Source organism: Nostoc sp. UHCC 0870 (genome assembly GCF_022063185.1).
GTDB lineage: Bacteria > Cyanobacteriota > Cyanobacteriia > Cyanobacteriales > Nostocaceae > Trichormus.
Genome location: NZ_CP091914.1, coordinates 77,246 through 94,240, shown reverse-complemented (window position 1 = coordinate 94,240; position 16,995 = coordinate 77,246). Strand labels below are relative to the sequence as shown.

General features: G+C 38.1%; 8 protein-coding genes. 5 read left to right on the top strand and 3 right to left on the bottom strand.

Translation table 11 applies throughout. The annotated features are described in order from the left end of the window. Window positions 1–49: 49 nt before the first annotated feature. The 4 genes from L6494_RS27455 (at window position 50) to L6494_RS27440 (ending at window position 7,705) form a co-directional block, all read left to right on the top strand. Window positions 50–556: a hypothetical protein gene (locus tag L6494_RS27455; RefSeq protein WP_237996857.1), complete on the top strand. Its 507-nt coding sequence runs from the start codon at window positions 50–52 to the stop codon at window positions 554–556. A 482-nt stretch (window positions 557–1,038) separates the two neighbouring features. Beyond that, the gene (locus tag L6494_RS27450; protein WP_237996855.1) at window positions 1,039–3,423 is read left to right on the top strand and encodes a two-partner secretion domain-containing protein; all 2,385 of its coding nucleotides are present in this window, start codon (window positions 1,039–1,041) and stop codon (window positions 3,421–3,423) included. A gap of 95 nt (window positions 3,424–3,518) precedes the next feature. Then, window positions 3,519–5,234, top strand: coding sequence for a ShlB/FhaC/HecB family hemolysin secretion/activation protein (locus L6494_RS27445; RefSeq protein WP_237996853.1), 1,716 nt, complete (start codon window positions 3,519–3,521; stop codon window positions 5,232–5,234). After that, window positions 5,186–7,705, top strand: a complete 2,520-nt coding sequence (locus L6494_RS27440; RefSeq protein WP_237996851.1) for a CHAT domain-containing protein — start codon at window positions 5,186–5,188, stop codon at window positions 7,703–7,705. Before L6494_RS27445 ends, L6494_RS27440 begins: the two co-directional genes overlap by 49 nt. Here L6494_RS27440 and L6494_RS27435 read toward each other — a convergent pair. From L6494_RS27435 to L6494_RS27425, 3 genes are all read right to left on the bottom strand, one after another. Further along, window positions 7,666–8,736, bottom strand: a complete 1,071-nt coding sequence (locus tag L6494_RS27435; protein ID WP_237996848.1) for a tetratricopeptide repeat protein — start codon at window positions 8,734–8,736, stop codon at window positions 7,666–7,668. The genes L6494_RS27440 and L6494_RS27435 overlap by 40 nt on opposite strands. Continuing rightward, window positions 8,733–10,442, bottom strand: a complete 1,710-nt coding sequence (locus L6494_RS27430; protein WP_237996846.1) for a serine/threonine-protein kinase — start codon at window positions 10,440–10,442, stop codon at window positions 8,733–8,735. The genes L6494_RS27435 and L6494_RS27430 overlap by 4 nt, the downstream gene beginning before the upstream one ends. Before the next feature lie 151 nt (window positions 10,443–10,593). After that, window positions 10,594–11,988, bottom strand: a complete 1,395-nt coding sequence (locus L6494_RS27425; RefSeq protein WP_237996844.1) for an NB-ARC domain-containing protein — start codon at window positions 11,986–11,988, stop codon at window positions 10,594–10,596. Between the two features lie 1,261 nt (window positions 11,989–13,249). On the opposite strand from L6494_RS27425, the gene L6494_RS27420 reads away from it, so the two are divergent. Then, window positions 13,250–16,963 (top strand): plasmid replication protein, CyRepA1 family, encoded by a 3,714-nt coding sequence (locus L6494_RS27420; protein ID WP_237996923.1) that lies wholly within the window; start codon window positions 13,250–13,252, stop codon window positions 16,961–16,963. The last annotated feature ends 32 nt before the right edge of the window (window positions 16,964–16,995 follow it).

Genomic DNA, 16,995 nt, shown 5'->3' with positions numbered 1-16,995 from the left:
CAAATCAATGGATGGTTTTTTTTGGAGTGCAATACTTCTGTGGCTCACAATGTCTGCTGTTCACGAACGAGTATTGAGGCTTCGCCTTCGACTCAGTTGGGGCTGGTGGACTGTTGCTAATATGTTGGCTGTTACTGTCGGTTACTTCTTCGGAGCTTTGGTGACTTTCTCTGTACTGTTGTCCTTCACTTGGGATCTTCTCAAAACTAAGGATATCGCTATTCTACTCGGTCTTTTCACCATCATCTTGGCTGCTTTCGCTGTTCTCACTCAATGGTTGCTGCTCAGAAGACAAAGCATCGCCAAGCCACTTCTTTGGTCTAGTATCAATATCTCTTCTGCAATCAGCGCATACATTCTGCTGACTTGGTTAACCAAAGATGCCCTCTGGAGAGGCGATTGGAAACCTGTCCTCGCTTCTATATTCATTGGGGCTATCCTTGGTGCTGTCACTGCTAAGGCTACTGACTACTACTGTTGGAGACTTGAACTTCTGGCTCTACAGCAAACTGATGAATACTGGGAAGAACAAGCTTGGAAAGAAGATCAGTTCTAACGTCAGAAATGAGAATTTGAATTATTCAGCAGGACTGTATCCTTATGTTTTAATGCTAATATCAAGTTAATTGATTGATTAAATAATTCACTATTTGCTACTTTTCGCAATTGTCTATCAAAAGATTTATCTTCAATACCTACTTACACCATAAAATTGTCAATCACGCAACTATCTTTTTATTGATTTTCGTAGCTTTTGTCCTACACAAAAGAATTTTAACTAAAAATATTTAACTATCTTTTTCGTTCTGTTTTTGATAAACTCTCTCATTAGGTTTATGACAAAGAACTCAGGAGTCAGGAGTTATTATTCTTCGACTTCTAAATTCTGAGTCCTGAAGTTCCTTTTCCCTTGATCAAGCAGTTGAAAACCCACTAATCATTGGGGATTTTCAAGCTGCTCACTTCCCTATGACATATCGGCTTTTCATTTTTTTTAATTTTTTGTTGTTGTGTGTTCTCTCAAAGGCTCAAGCGCAAATGACCCCTGATCTAACTCTGCCTAATAATTCCACCACCACATTAGATGGAAACACCAGAATTATCGAAGGGGGAACTCAAGTAGGAAATAATCTTTTCCACAGTTTTCAGGACTTCTCCATACTTACAGGAACTAGCGTTCAGTTCAACAACGGGCTAGATGTGCAAAACATCATCACTCGAATTACTGGTAGTTCTGTATCTAATATTGATGGGTTAATTAGTGCTAACGGTACAGCTAACTTATTCTTGATTAACCCTAGTGGTATCGTCTTTGGCCCTAATGCTCGTTTGGATATCGGTGGTTCGTTTTTAGCTACTACCGCCGATGCTATTGAGTTCCCTAATGGTTCTTTTAGTGCTACTAATCCTCAAGCACCGCTACTCACAATTGATATTCCTATTGGGCTACAATTCAATGGCAACTCAGGAAGTATTACCGTGCAGGGAGCAGGACAAGGATTGATTGCTCCAAGTTCACTCTTTTCACCCACTATTCCAAATAATAATTCACTGCATTTATCTGTAAATGAAAAGCAAACATTAGCTTTACTGGCTGACAAAATCACTTTAGAGGGGGCTAATTTAGCCTCTCAAAGTGGAAATATTGAGTTAGGCAGTATAAATTCAGGTTTTATTAACCTTATTCCCGCTTCTAACGGCTGGTCTTTTAATTATGAAGGAGTATCCCACTTCGACGATATTAATATTTCTAAGCAATCTCTAATTAATGCAAGTGGCAATCCCGGTGGATTGGTTCAAGCACACGGAGCCAATATTGATTTGCAAGATGGTTCAATCATATTAATTCAAAATCTAGGAAACACTTCATCTGGAAATATTAGCGTAAGTGCTTCTGCTTCTCTATTGGTACAAGGAACTTCTCCAGACGGCAATATTTCGAGTAGCTTACGAGCAGAAAGCCTAAATACCGGAAAAGGTGGTGATATTAGAATTTCTACTCAGAAGCTAGTCCTTCAAGATGGAGCAAGAATCAACTCAACTACATACAGTGATGCTTTAGGAGGTAATGTAATTATTGATGCCTCTAATTCAATAAATTTATTACCTAATAGATTTGCTAATCCTTTTCGTAGAGGAGATATTATCAGTACGATGGGTGCTGTTACAGTTTCTAAAGGAAATGCTGGCTATGTCCAGATTTCTACTGATCAGCTATACATCACTGATGGCGGAGCAATAGCATCCTCAACTTTTGGCTCTGGAAACGGAAATACAGTAACTATCAATGCCAAATTTATCGAAATTACAGGCTTCAAATTAGAACGCTCTGCACCAAGTAATATAGGCTCTGCAACCTTTAGCTCTGGAAATGCTGGGGCTGTTAATATAAATACATCAATTTTAAAATTAAAAGACGGAGCAATAGTTAACTCAGCTTCTTTAGCATCTGGAGATGCTGGTAGTGTCAATATTAATGCTAGAGAATCTGTAGAGGTGAGTGGACAATCGATAAACTCTCAGCCTAGCTTCATCAGTTCTTCAGCTAACACTGTTAACGAAGCTGTGAGAGGAATTCTTAACCTACCTTCAATTCCTTCTGGTTCTAGCGGAAGAGTAACTATTAATACTGAAAATTTGAATATTAATCAAGGAGGGCTAATTAGCGTAGGAAATATTGGCACAGGTAATGCTGGTGATCTTAGCGTTACCGCTAATACAATTCAGCTTAAAAGCGGAAATATTAATGCCACAACATCTGTTGGTCAAGGCGGCAATATCAGCTTGAACTCGCAAAACATTGATTTGTCCAACGGTATTATCTCTGCAACCGCAGGTACAAACGGCACTAATGGCAATGGTGGAAATGTTGACATTAATACAGGCGTATTAGTCTTGCAAAACAATAGCAGCATCACAGCTAATGCTTTTGAAGGAAGAGGCGGGAATATTAAAATCACAACTCAAGGCTTATTTGTGTCACAAAACAGTAAAATTACAGCTAGTTCCGAACAAGGTGTTAATGGCTCTGTTAAAATCAATACTTCACAACTAGACTTTGGCTTCTCTGGGATCAAGGCTTCAACTTTTGACCCTACTGAAATTAAAAATACTTGTTCTCCAGAACCGCCAAATCAAACTGAGCAACTATCAATCACAGGTAAGGGAGGAATACCTAGAAACCCTTCCGATATTCTCGATGCTACGGTGGGATGGACAGACGAATCCTCAGAATCAATCGTCGCTCCCACTACACCAATAGACCAATCTAATCAAATTGAAAATCAAGCTATCGTTTCAGCACAAGGCTGGAAAAATAACGGTGACGGAACTGTAAGTTTCACTGTTACACCTAATGATTTAACTATTTCTAACCCCATATCAGAACCACCCTGTCATTTCAATATTTCTGATAGCCAGTAAAATTGACTGATAAAAACTGACGAAATCATCCCTAAATATTAATTCCGTCAGTTTGTAGAACAAATTTTAAAACAATTACACCATGAAAATATCCAGTGAATACACAATCACTATTAGCCTCTCTAGTAGCAAATAACTTATTTTTAACACCAGTTGAAGCCAATCAAATAAATTCCGAAAATATCCCAATTATACAGAATCTTCCTAGATTACCTTCGACTTTTACCCCACATCAACAGCCGACAATTCCGCCTACTTCCTTACCAATACCTTCTCAATCACCAATACCAAACACACAGCAAATAATCAAAATCAGAAAATTTATTTTTCAAGGAAATACAGTCTTTAGTAATCAGGAATTAGAGAAACTGGTAGCTTCTTTTGTAGGGAAAGAAATTTCTTTCTCTAATTTGTTACAAGTTACTGATACTGTTACTAACTACTATGTAGACAAAGGTTACATCAACTCTGGAGCTTACCTCCCTGTATCAGAAAACCAATCACTCAAGATTAATGAGGCAGTGGTTACTATTGGCATAGTAGAAGGGAAACTAGAACAAATCAATATTATCGGTGGCGATGGGCTGCGCCCCACCGGAGGTGGTCGCTTGCACAATTATATTCGCGCACGTATTCCACAACCGATACTCAACAACAAGCGTTTATTATCAGCGTTACAACTGCTACAACAAGACCCATTACTGGCAAAAATTTCAGCCAGCTTGAAGGACGGTACTACACCTGATAAAGCGGTTTTGAATATTTATGTTACTCCTCGTCAAGAGTTTAAAGCTAATGTCGCTCTAGACAATTATCGTTCTCCAGCTACTGGAAGCTTCCAGCGTAGATTAGAGCTATCCCAAACTAACTTACTCGGACTAGGCGATACTCTCAGCGTCGGATACAGGAATACAGATGGCAGCAATGCTCTAACCGCTAGTTACTCTCTTCCCTTGAATCACCAAAACGGCACAATCGGCTTTTCCTATGCCAATATTTCTAACAATATAATTGAAGAACCTTTTACCACCTTAGACATTGTTTCTGATGCCCGCCTGTACGAACTAACCTACAGACAACCTTTACTCCGTCAAGCTTCAGCCACCTCCGCCCAAGAATTTGCTCTTGGATTGACAGCTAGCAGACTAGAAAATGAATCATCTTTGCAAAATACTCCCTTTCCTATATCTGCGGGAGCAGACCCCAATGGTCGCACACGGGTTTCTGCTGTTAGGTTTTCTCAAGACTGGACAAATCGTAGCACATTGTCATCTTTATTTGTCCGCTCTCAGTTTAGCTGGGGACTTGATGCTTTCGATTCCACTATTAACACCAATGCACCTGATGGACGTTTTTTCAGTTGGTTTGGTGAAGGAACATGGCTTAGACGCTTAGGTGATACTTCTTTGCTTATGAGAACTCGTCTCCAATTGGCAGATAGGCCTTTACCTTCACTTGAACAATTTAGTCTTGGTGGAATCAATACTGTACGTGGTTATCGGCAAGATACTTTCATCTCCGACAATGGATTTTTACTTTCTACCGAACTGCGTATCCCCACCTGGAAAAATGCTTCCCAAGAATTACAAATTATCCCTTTTATTGATTTCGGTACAACATGGAACAATTCCACTTCTGATATTTCCAGCACTTCTGGTTCATTAACCTCTGTCGGCTTAGGCATTGAATACAGTAGCTCCCGCTTTAATGCCCGATTAGATTGGGGTATCCCTTTAAATGACTCAAACTCTAATTTCAAAACATGGCAAGAAAACGGAATTTATTTTTCTCTCAATTACCAACTTTTTTAAGAAAAGTAAAATATATTTTTTTAGCACTGGCTTTAACACTCTTATTAGCGTTCAATCAAGGAATGTTACTAGCCGCCAAACCAAGTTTAGAACAAACTGCACAAACTCTCACCCAACAAGGATTTTTACAGTTACAAAAAGGGCAAGCTAAATCGGCACTACAAACCTGGCAATTAGCTTATACAGCTTATCAAAACTTAAAAAATCAACAGGGTATGATTGGTAGTTTAATTAACCAGAGTTTGGCATTTCAAGCTTTAGGTTCTTACCTTAACGCTTGTCAAACTCTCCAGCAAGCCTTGAAACTAGAATACTCGATTTGTCCAAGCCTTACACAAGAAAATAACATACAAAATTTTGCACAATTAAATCAGGCTTTAGAAAAACAACCAATACAGAAAATTCAAATCATTGGACTATATAATTTAGGGACTGTACTCCGGCTCATGGGCGAAGTTGATTCCTCTGCTATTGTTTTACAAAAAGCTTTCAGCATGAGTCAATTTTTGGCAGAAGATTCTACATTTTCTCATGAATTATTACTCAGTATAGCCAATACAGAATTTACGCTTTACAAACAAGCCAAAAATCAATATTTTTTAATTGATGAGCCTGTAGCTAAACAAAAAGCCCTTACCTTAGCTCAATCTAAGATTTATTCCGCTTTCACAACCTATCAGCAACTCAGTGATAACCAAGATAAATCTGCACTACAGGCTAGTTTAAATCAATTAAAAATTTTAACAGAGCTAAAATCTTTACCTGACTTATCTCCAATCACTTCTAATTTAGAACACGAAATAGCTCACTTAATCAAACAAATATTAAATCAACTTAATTTTTTTGAAAATATCCCGACAATTGATTATATTTACTCTCAACTTAATTTCTCTCATCAGCTTGTTAAAATTATTCATGACGTTAAGTTAATTGACAACCATATATTATCTATCGCTTTTTCAATTACTCAAGAAGCCTTACTTCGCTCTCAAAAATTAAATAATAATCGGGCAATTTCTCACTCTTTAGGAATACTCGGTTATATCTACAATGAATCAAGTAAATTAATCCAAGCACAAAACTATTTTGAACAAGCTATAGCCCTAGCACAATCAGTACAAGCATGGGATATCGCCTATGAGTGGCAATGGCAATTGGGACGTTTATATCAACAGAATGGCAATTTACAACAAGCAGCCAAAGCCTACGCCGCAGCTATTGACAGTCTTGACCAAGTAAGAGGTAGTATTCTCGGTATTAATCCTGATTTTCAGTTTGCTTTTCAAGAAAAGATAGAACCAGTTTACCATGAATATATTGACCTTCTTCTTTCACAGGAAAAACCGGATTTAGAACAAGTAATTAGAATTGATGACAAATTAAAAGTAGCTGAATTAGAAAATTTCCTCCGGTGTGGTAAACTCCCTATGTTTTCTCTTATTGACAGTAATCAATTCGCAAATTTACCACCTATAATCTACTTAATTAAAACTCAAGATAAATTAGAAGTTATTGTTAGAACATCACTAGGAGAACTTTATGAGCATCGGTTGCCTTTTAATTTAATTGATGATGCTGTTAATAATCTGCTCAAATTCACTCAAAAAAAGCAGTTCGTTAATACTCAGAGTCATGATTTTCTTAGCTACTGCCAAACTCTTTATCAATTAATATTTGCTCCTATTCAAACTTATCTACCAGATTCAGGAACGTTAATATTTGTCTTGGATAGATACCTTCAGAATTTACCTATGGGTATGTTATACGATGGTCAAAACTATTTAATACAATCTTATAGTATTTCCACAGATTTAAATTCTCAATTTTCTCTTGCTAAACCTTTAAATTTAAAACAATCTCAAGTATTAGTAGCTGGAATTTTTCAAGACAGTCCCAGCTTAAATGATCCTATCGTTCCTAAGAGTCTCAAACCTTTACCTGAAATAAAAACAGAAATTGAAAAAATTAAATTGAGTGCTACTTCTGCTATTGAACTGCTGAATGATGATTTCACTAGCTCTACAATTCAAAAAAAATTTACCAACAATCCGCTTCAAGTTGTTCATTTCAGTACCCATGCTCAATACAGTTCTGACCCCAAGCAAAATTTCATCTTAGCCTGGGATCGACCGCTTAACATTCATGATATCGAATCTATTCTGAAAAAAAGATATTCAGGAGTTGATTTACTTGTTCTCAGTGCTTGTCAAACAGCAAAAGGAGATAGACGTTCATCTCTCGGTATCGCTGGAATAGCAACCCAGGCCGGCGCACGTAGCACTGTTGCCAGTTTATGGTTAGTTGATGCTGAATCTACAGCTATGTTTATGGCAGCATTTTATCAAGGTTTAGAAAATCGTCTGACTAAAGCTGAGGCTCTAAGACTTGCACAACTAACTTTGCTCTCAACTAATAAATATTCCCATCCATACTACTGGGGAGCTTTTCTTCTCATTGGCAACTGGATTTGATTGAGAATTTGTACTCCTGCCCGTGCCTTTACTAATTCGTTAGTATCACCCTTTTTTTGAGCTAATCTAATTGCCTTTGTATATGCTTGTTTAGCCAAATCTGACAAGTTTACTTCCAGGTATCTCTCCCCTAATAATCGATAAACAGTTGGATTTTGAGAACCTGATTTTACTTGTGACTCCAATACTTCAATTGCTTTATTCAGAAGATTTTCTGCTCCATATACATAATTGGCATCAATCGCCAATTCATCTTGAGGCATATTTAATTCTTCAAGGCGTTTGATTATACCTTGCACCTTTTCTGCTCTCTGTTGTGCAATCAAAGCAAATACAGAAGATGTAGCAGTCTTTGGTTCATCTCCTTGCTTCACAATTACGTTTAAATTGTAAACATTTCCTGGTTGCAAAGCTGGTTGGTCTTGAGGATAAGGCAATTGAGTATCTTGGATTTCTACCGACCAATTAACTCCTTTTCCTTCAATTTGCACGATATAGCTCGTAGCCATAGGACTATCTATCCACGAAATTGTAGGACGTGAATTTAAAATAGCTACTCCATGAGGAGTTATTAATGTTGGTGCATCATCTTCATCAGGCCCCTTAATCTTTGGGCAGTCCCCTATTTTTTTATAACTGCATCCCCTAACTTGCTCAGAAGAAATTAAACATACTTTTCCTACTTCACCACTAGAAATATTCAAAATTCTTCCATTTAAATAACAAAAAACTTCAACAACACTTGATGAATTAATTACATCATTGTCGCAAAGCTGTTTGAGGAATGGCCAATTACTATTCCCTTTACTAATAACTTTAGCTATGGGTTCACATACATCTTTTCTTAGATTAGTTTTTGTAGCTTGCTGCCCCCATGTAGGATAAGCAAAGCATAATACTGAGGCAAAAGTAACTGCTTGTAATCCCACCGACAATTTATTTTTTCTAGTTATTTTTACAAAAAGCATTGTTATATAAAAATGTTTGATTACTTTCTTATATAGCTTACGGTAACTAACAATTTTGGTCAATTATTCTTGAGCAATCTGTCTAATAATTGTTGTCGCCATTTAATCACTTCTGGCAATCCAGAACCTTCAACACCTAGCATACAAAGCTCCCATGATAATCTGGCTTCTTGCATTTCATTCAGTGCTTCTTGTGTTTGTCCTAATAAACAGTAAGCATCTATTCTTGTTGAATCTAATTTCACGGATTTCTGCAAATATTCTTGAGCCTCTCTATAGCGTTTTTGCTTGAATCTTGCCCAGCCCAGGTTTTTATATAACCCTGCTTGCCACTCAGGATTTTTAGTTTCTTTTAGCCCTTGGAGACTCAGTTCTACTGCTTCCTCATATTCTCCTTTTATATTATTCAATCTGGCTAAATTACTCACAGCATTTATTGCTTCATTATTACTAACTTTAATTGCTAATTTATATTCTTCTTCTGCCAGTTCGTATTTTTTCTGAAGTTCATAAAAATTACCTAAATTATAATGTGCTATCCAATAATTGCTTTGAAGATTCAAAGTTTTCTGATAATTTTTAATTGCACAATCATCATCTCTTATCTGCTGACAAGCTAATGCTAAATTATTGTACGCAACCACATCTTCAGGATTATGTTTTATTGCTAATTCATAATATTTCTTAGCTATTTTAGGCTGCTCTACATACCTTGACGCTTGACTAAAATAATAAGTAGATAAACCTAAATTAATTACCTTATAAATCCCAAATCCTCCTAATAAGACAGTTAATAACAATCCAACTCTAAATGGATGAGAGTGGACTATTCTATTTACTGTCAATTTAAATGGTAAATTTTCTAATCTTTGCAAGATGAACTTTGCTGCTGCCGGACGTTTACCAGGCGCAGGAGACATCATATCATCCAATAAATCAGCTAAAGGCTTTTCAATCTGTGGAGCTTTTTTGCGCCATATCAACCTTGTTGTTTCTTGATCTGTTGGCAAATTACCTAACGGAATCCCTGTTACCAAATATGCAAAGGTTCTCCCCAAAGCATAAAAATCTGACTGTGGTACTGCTTGTCCATTTATTTGCTCTAGAGGCGCGTAATAAGCACTGTAAAGCACTGTAATTTCATATCTTCCACCCAGTCCTATATCATTTCCCCCAACTCCACTGACTTTTGCTAGATAAGTGTTAGTTACTTCTCTTACCCCACCAAAGTCAATCAGAGTCAACTGTCCATTAGGTTGCACAATTATATTAGAAGGTTTAATATCTCTATGAAAGTACCCTGTTCTATGCACTTCATCAATAATTTCTACTAACTGCTTCAGCCAGTTTATTGCTACTTCTTGAGAGATTCTTCCGTTTTCTTCTATCCATTTCTCTAAATTCTGACCCTCTATTTTCTGCATCACTAAACAATGCAGTTTTAGAGTGCTATTGTTGGGTGTCATACTAAATAAATCATCCACTACTCTAGGAATCCCTGGATGATCAAATAATTGTAGGGTCAGTGTTTCTCGCTCCAGTAATTCAATTGCTTTAGAATCTGACGATTTTAAAACTTTCATTACCTTGCGATTACCATTCTCTTCTACTTCAAAAATTTCCGTCTTATGACGAAAATCTAAAGGACGCAATGGTTTTATTAGCCGAAATCGCTGGTCAATTAGTAATTCTGTTCCACAATTGAGACACTTTTGGGCATCGTCTGGATTTTGACGATGTTCACAATTAGGATTAATACAGTAAGCCACACTTTTTAACGAATTAAGTTAAACTTGAGGAAGAATACATTCATCAGAATAGTTAAAAAATTATTATAAGAAAAATTTCATAACAAATGAATGCCAAGTTATAATCGATTACTTTTAAAGTCTAACTTCTGGCTTCTCAATTATTACAAAATTAGGCACATTTTAAAGATTTTTTAGAATAGTAATTAATTATATACTTGATGACTAAAGGCTGAAGACCAAAGACCATCTCTGAATTATCATTTACTTTTTCTTCAATTAAAGAGCGTTCTACCAAAGCCTCTAGAGCATCAAGTATTGACGATGTAGATGTTACATTATGGTATTTATCCTTAATTTTTATTGCTAATTGGTTAAACGTAAACCCATGACTAGAAGAACTCCTAATTTCCTCAGCTATAAACAATAATATTTGTTTCTCTAGGCTAGTTAAACGACCATTATCTTTAAATAATTCGTCTAAATCATCTTCAAGAATATCTGCTATTAATACTGTGTTAAACTTCAAAAATTCATCTACGCTATGACCAAAAAAATTTTTAATTTTTTGAGCTAACACATTTAACGATAAAGGATTACCACGATACGTAGCGATTAAATCTCCCCACTTTTCTTTATTTTTTAATCTATAATTCCGAAAAATTTGCCAAGCTTCTTTTCCTAAACCCTCTAATTTTATCGTTCTTGCTGCTTCTCCTTTTCTATATAAGCGACTAATATCAATAAAAGGTTCTCTGGTAATTATTAAGAAACAAGACATATGTTTTTCTTCTACTAATCTTTTAAATAAACCTCCATATTCTTCATATTTTTTACCATACTGATTCAAGTCAATTTCTCTATTTCCTTGTAGTATTGACTCTGCTGAATCTAACACTACTAAACAACGAGAATTTTGTATTTGACTGAACAGCATTGAGACTCTGGCTTGGGTAGATTCAGGTATGTCTGATTCTGATGAATCATTCATGCTTTTAATCAGATCACCAACTAACTCTGGAAGTAATGGCCCATAAGAGATAGATTTCCAAATTATTTTATTAAATTCAAATGAACCCAAAAGTATTGCTTCTACTAATTTAGCTGCCAAGGCACTTTTACCAACCCCTGCAACTCCGGTAAGAACTACACATCGCTCTTGAGCTAATGATTCTTTTAACATGGACATTTCAGGAGTTCTTCCATAAAAATTAGGTATTTCGGGTAGAACTCCCTTAAGAACAGGTAAACTAACAGGAGCGTTATTTGAAATAGGCTCTAATTTTTGACTTTTGAAGCTAAGTATTTCTTTTTCTACAATTCCACGTAGGCGTTTTTTTGTAACTTTTTCTCCATTCCCTAATATTCCGGTCAGTAATAACCATAACTTGGGTGCTACGCGTCGTTGCAAAAGATTAATGTCGTAAACACCATTTTTTACTACATCCTCATAACTTTGATCTAGCCAAGCAGACTCAAGAACAATTTTTTCTGGTTGCTCCAACCATCTACCTTGTTTGACAAACACTAACTGGTCTAGATAAGCAATAGCTTCTTGAAAATCCATTTGATAACCCTACTCAAGTATTACTTTAATCTAACTTCCCCAAAAAGTACGTACTTTAGTGGAATTTAATTCCACTAAAAATTATTAATAATGAAAATTCCTCACCGAATAATTTTAAAACATTATTTAAGTATAATGGTGTAAATATTTGTACCTAGGATGAGGTACGAGAAAAGAGGATTTTAGCTTGGTTTATTTTTCTTAACATTGTTAGTTTTCTACCTCGTAACTTCCTTATATTTATTTTTTATCTCTCACAGCCTTAAATCTCAATAATTTGGCTTGTAAACATCAAGCCATACTGCTATATTGTCACTTAGTACGTACTAAGTCAAGAAAGTGTTTGTCAATTCGGCAGCAAAACTATAAGAGCGTATTCAATAAACTCAACAATATCATCAGTTTCACTGATGATAGTTCCTCTAAGTACCTTAGACTCATGTTTTGAGTTTAAACAAAAATTAACAAAACACGAGGTAGTAGCATTCAACAGTCAAAATATTGTTATGTGCGAAAATACACGAAGTTTTGTAAGATAAAGCTGACTAATACATAAAACTGGAGGAAAACAAACAGCACATAAAAATTTAGGCAAAACGTACTAAGGAGTAACGCTTTGCCTGGAAAGCAGAAAATTAAATAATTTCAGAGCGGGGTTGACCTTCTGATGACGAAGAAAGTGGGATTGAAAGTTTGCCGACTTGAAACCACTGACTTGTCAGTAAGACACCACGCTGCTTTACTATGCCAATTATAACCATAAAGGGATAAGTAAAGACAACTTTTGTTGCCCTTTTTTTGGCATCTTGGCAAAGAATTTATATTTAAATTAAGTAAATTTTTGTAAAAAGCAGCGTAACTAAGAGAATTCAGAAGTCAGAAGACATCCTGGGTCGTTTTCTAGTAGTTTACCAACCCAGCAATTTCCGGTTGAGACTAGGTAGAGAATAACGGTTAAACAGAAAGGGCTAAAGTATGAGTTCCCTTACCCTTTACCCTTGATTCCTCAAAGGAAACTTAGCGCACTACTAGTGTGAGAAATAAATTGTGAACATAGCGAGACGATGACCTACCCTCGGTCAGAGCATCGCACTTTCAAATTTTGGGACTCTAATTCTCCTGAATTCTGAATTCTTGATTAAAAAACCCCCTCTGAAACTGGAAAACCAATTTATCAGAGGAATCTACTGTGTTAAATAACCAAAAAAATTCGCAATTGTCTTTAATTGCGAATTGCGTTAGCGTAGCGGGGCGTAGCCCATTGCGAAAAGCAGCGAATTGTTATTACCCCAACAATCTGACGGCGGCAGAGTATCATGAGCTAGCCTTTGGGAGTGCGATTCATCCCTCGCTCATCGAACGTAACTTCTTGCATATTGAAGGACAGTCAGTTTACGAGTATCTATTCATCTCAAGAGCCATCCCCCGAAAAAATGCCGGTCGAGTCACAGACGGGTTTTTGAAGGCTTATGTGCATTTACTGGCGGGAGGAACGTGGATATCGGGACTAGACCCCCTCAACAACTGGCGACCAATGGAGTGGGGAAGACTCAAACCCACTAATCCCCGCATTGACTGGCTTAAAGGTAAGCTTGTTAAGTACGAGTCTCCACCCAAAACTCCAAACCGAGTCACTTACTTTGATATCTCCGACTATGTTTGGGATTTGGTAGCGAAACGCCATAACATTAAGCGATATGATTCACCTTTAGCACTGCGTTTGCAAGATTGGCTTAACGCACTGATATTCTGGGAATGGGTAATAAGACACCCCGAAATCCCGATTATACTTTGCGAAGGTGAGAAAAAAGCAGCCTGTTTACTGAGTTTGGGATTTGTAGCTCTAGCACTACCTGGAATTTGGAACGGGCGAGTGGGGAAACAGGATTTTGATGAGAGACTACATCCAGACTTAATACCACTAGCGCAACCGGGGCGGAAATTCCAAATTCTCTTTGACTATGAAACCAAACTGAAAACTCGCTGGTCAGTTTTTCAAGCTACAGTTCGCACAGGCAAAGCGATTGAAGCGGCTGGTTGTGTGTGTGAGGTAGCATTGTTGCCAGGGACAGAAAAAGGCGTGGATGATTTCGTCGTCGCACGAGGAGATGAGTCCAACAAATTACTGACAGCGATCGCCAACGATGCCTTATCACTGAAAGATTACCAACAATCGTTTCTCATCAAGCACCGGGGGCTAAGAAAGTATAAACCAGATATCATAGTCGATGTTCAATATTTGACTCAAGCACTGCTCGTCAAAGAAGAAGAAGACCGAGAAGATTGGAGAATGGAGATTGTAGATTGTAGATTGAGTTTGAACAAGCCTCTAGCTTTCAAGCAGGGGAAAATCTCCAATCTACCCTCTAATATCAACAATAAATCTACAATCCACAATCTTAAATCTCAAGCTCCTGTATTTCAAGCAGGAGTCAATCTACAATCGACAATCGGCAATCTGCAATCCGTTGACCTAGACGCACAAGCCGACCAACAAGCACAGGAGATCATCAAAATTCCTCCTATGCCAACTCCCGCCGATGCTAACCAAAACGTTGATCCCCTAGTGGAATGGTGTAAACTCCTTACTGAGCAATCTGAAACCGAACAACCTGAAACTGAGCAATCTGAAACTGAGCAATCATTGAACAGATACAGGCGCAAAAAGTCCCATCATCAAGAACCCAAATATTTCGTATTTCCCCGTACTGGTTTAATTGTACTAATCAGCGACATGGGAACTGGTAAGACCGAACTCATGCGGCGATGGCGTGACGCTCATCCAGATCAAAGATTTCTTAACAATGGGCATCGTGTTAACTTACTCAAAAATTTAGCAGAACGTCTCAAAACCGAGATGTATTCTGACCTTGGTTACACAGGAATGGCCAAAGCTACAGCATTGTCCATTACTATAGATAGCTTACATAAGCTCAACACCCAAGCGTTAACTTACGGCTGCATATTTATAGATGAGGCCTGCCAATACCTCACGCACCTGTTACTCAGTAACACCTGCAAAGAACATCGCGCCGCCATTTTGGAAGTATTACAATATATTGTCTACAATGCGCCAATGGTCGTGATTGCTGATGCTCACATGGATGATGTCACCATCGACTTCTTTCGTGTCATGCGTCCCGAAGGTGAACAACCAGTCATTATCCAGAATGATTGGAAGAACGGAGATCGCACTATTTACTGGTATGAAGGTCAGGATTCATCAGCGTTGGTTGCTCAAATCGCCGCCGCACTCATGTCCGGGCAGAAAATTATGGTTGTGTCCGACTCGAAACGATTTATTAAGAAACTTGAAAAGATGTTTAGTGTGCGGGTTGAAGAGGCAGAGGGGCAGGGGGCGGGGGGACAAGGGGAACAACTTTCTCCCTGCTCCCCTACACCCCTAAGAATTTGGTCAATTCATTCCGATAATTCTGGTAGTGAAGAAAACGTAGCGTTTATCAAAGACATCACCAACGCCGTTAAGAATATAGATGCTTTGTTCACCTCTCCTTCCTTGGGAACTGGTGTAGACATTCCCGACTTTCATTTTGATTTAGTGTTTGGCGTATTTCATGGAGTTTCGCAAACTGCTACCGAATGCGCTCAACAGCTGTGGCGTTATCGTCCGAAAGTACCCATTCATGTTTGGGTAGCCCCCAAACCTCCCTTTGGTTATCAAACTACCAACCCCACTAAAATCAAAGAAAGGTTATTGCAAACCAACGAAATCACCGCTTTTTTACTGCGAATTGACCGAGAAACTGGAAAGCGAGGTGCTGAAAAAGAATGGGCAATGGATGCTTATTGTCAAATTAAAGCGGCACGTCATCAATCCCTAAATAATCTCCGTGCTGATTTGCGTGACTTATTAACCCAAATGGGCAATCACATTATAAGTGTGGGTGATGAGAATGATGCTCTGGCTTGGTCAAATTTGAAACAAGCGGCAGATGCTCTAGACACTGCTCATCATTATGCCGTCGCCAAAGCTAACAATATCTCCAAAAGTGAATATCGCGCAAGGCAAACTAAAGACTATCTTTCACCTGACGAAATTGTGGAGTGTGAAAAATTCCGTATTCATGATGCTTACGGTATGGAAGTTACTCCAGGACTGGTTGAGAAAGATGACGGCGGTAGATTAATTACAGCGATCGCATCACTGGAATCTATTCTCTCACCACCAGATGAAACAATCATTGACTCCAATACTGGTAAACAGTACCCCGTTCCCCCAGCATTTGTCACCAGCAAAGACCGCGCGGAACGAGACAAACTACCGTTTTGTATGGACTGGGGGAATTATTCTGCCAAGTGGTTAGCACGGTTTAACCTGGGGCTGCATCACATCTTACAAAGATTAGTCGCCGGGGAGGACATTACAGCTTCTGACCCACATCTATATAATATGACGGCGATCGCAGTTGATTGTGCGGCTCATATTAAAGCAATTCTTGGGTTTACTATCCCACCCGATTGTCAACCCATTTGGTTACTGGCTACCCTGCTCGAACAATTGGGACTGAAGCTAACTTATCGTAAGCAAGGCAAGCGTGGAATGCAGGTGAAATTTTTCTCACTCTCAAAGGCAGAATTGGAATTTGCCCAAAAAGTCATCGCCCATCGTCAACAACAACGTAACTCTTACGCCCAAATGCAGTCTGATTCTAGCGTTGATGCTGTTTCACCCCCCGTATTCACCCCCCCCCATAATGGTATAGGGAACTCCCATTGTGAGGGGGCGGATACTACGCCTGATTTGGTGGCTAATTGCGTAGAAATGCTTCGTTCTGGGATTGCCAAAGGGGTCTCAGCAATCAAAGGTATCCTCAAACGATGGTCTACTGATTTGCGTTGGCAGACTGTGCTAGAACTTGAAGCGATCGCACCAGATCAAATGCGTAATCTTGAGCAATCTTTGCCTGATTTTTATCAATGGCTGTCTGAGGATGTGTTGCCGATGGAGGGATAAACACAAAATTGCTGATCATCCTTAGAGTCTTT

Bases quoted from the DNA above. Each gene is read 5' to 3' on its own strand.
- L6494_RS27455 (WP_237996857.1), top strand. From the start codon at position 50: ATGTCTGCTGTTCACGAACGAGTATTGAGGCTTCGCCTTCGACTCAGT.
- L6494_RS27450 (WP_237996855.1), top strand. From the start codon at position 1,039: ATGACCCCTGATCTAACTCTGCCTAATAATTCCACCACCACATTAGAT.
- L6494_RS27440 (WP_237996851.1), top strand. From the start codon at position 5,186: ATGGCAAGAAAACGGAATTTATTTTTCTCTCAATTACCAACTTTTTTA.
- L6494_RS27425 (WP_237996844.1), bottom strand. From the start codon at position 11,988: ATGGATTTTCAAGAAGCTATTGCTTATCTAGACCAGTTAGTGTTTGTC.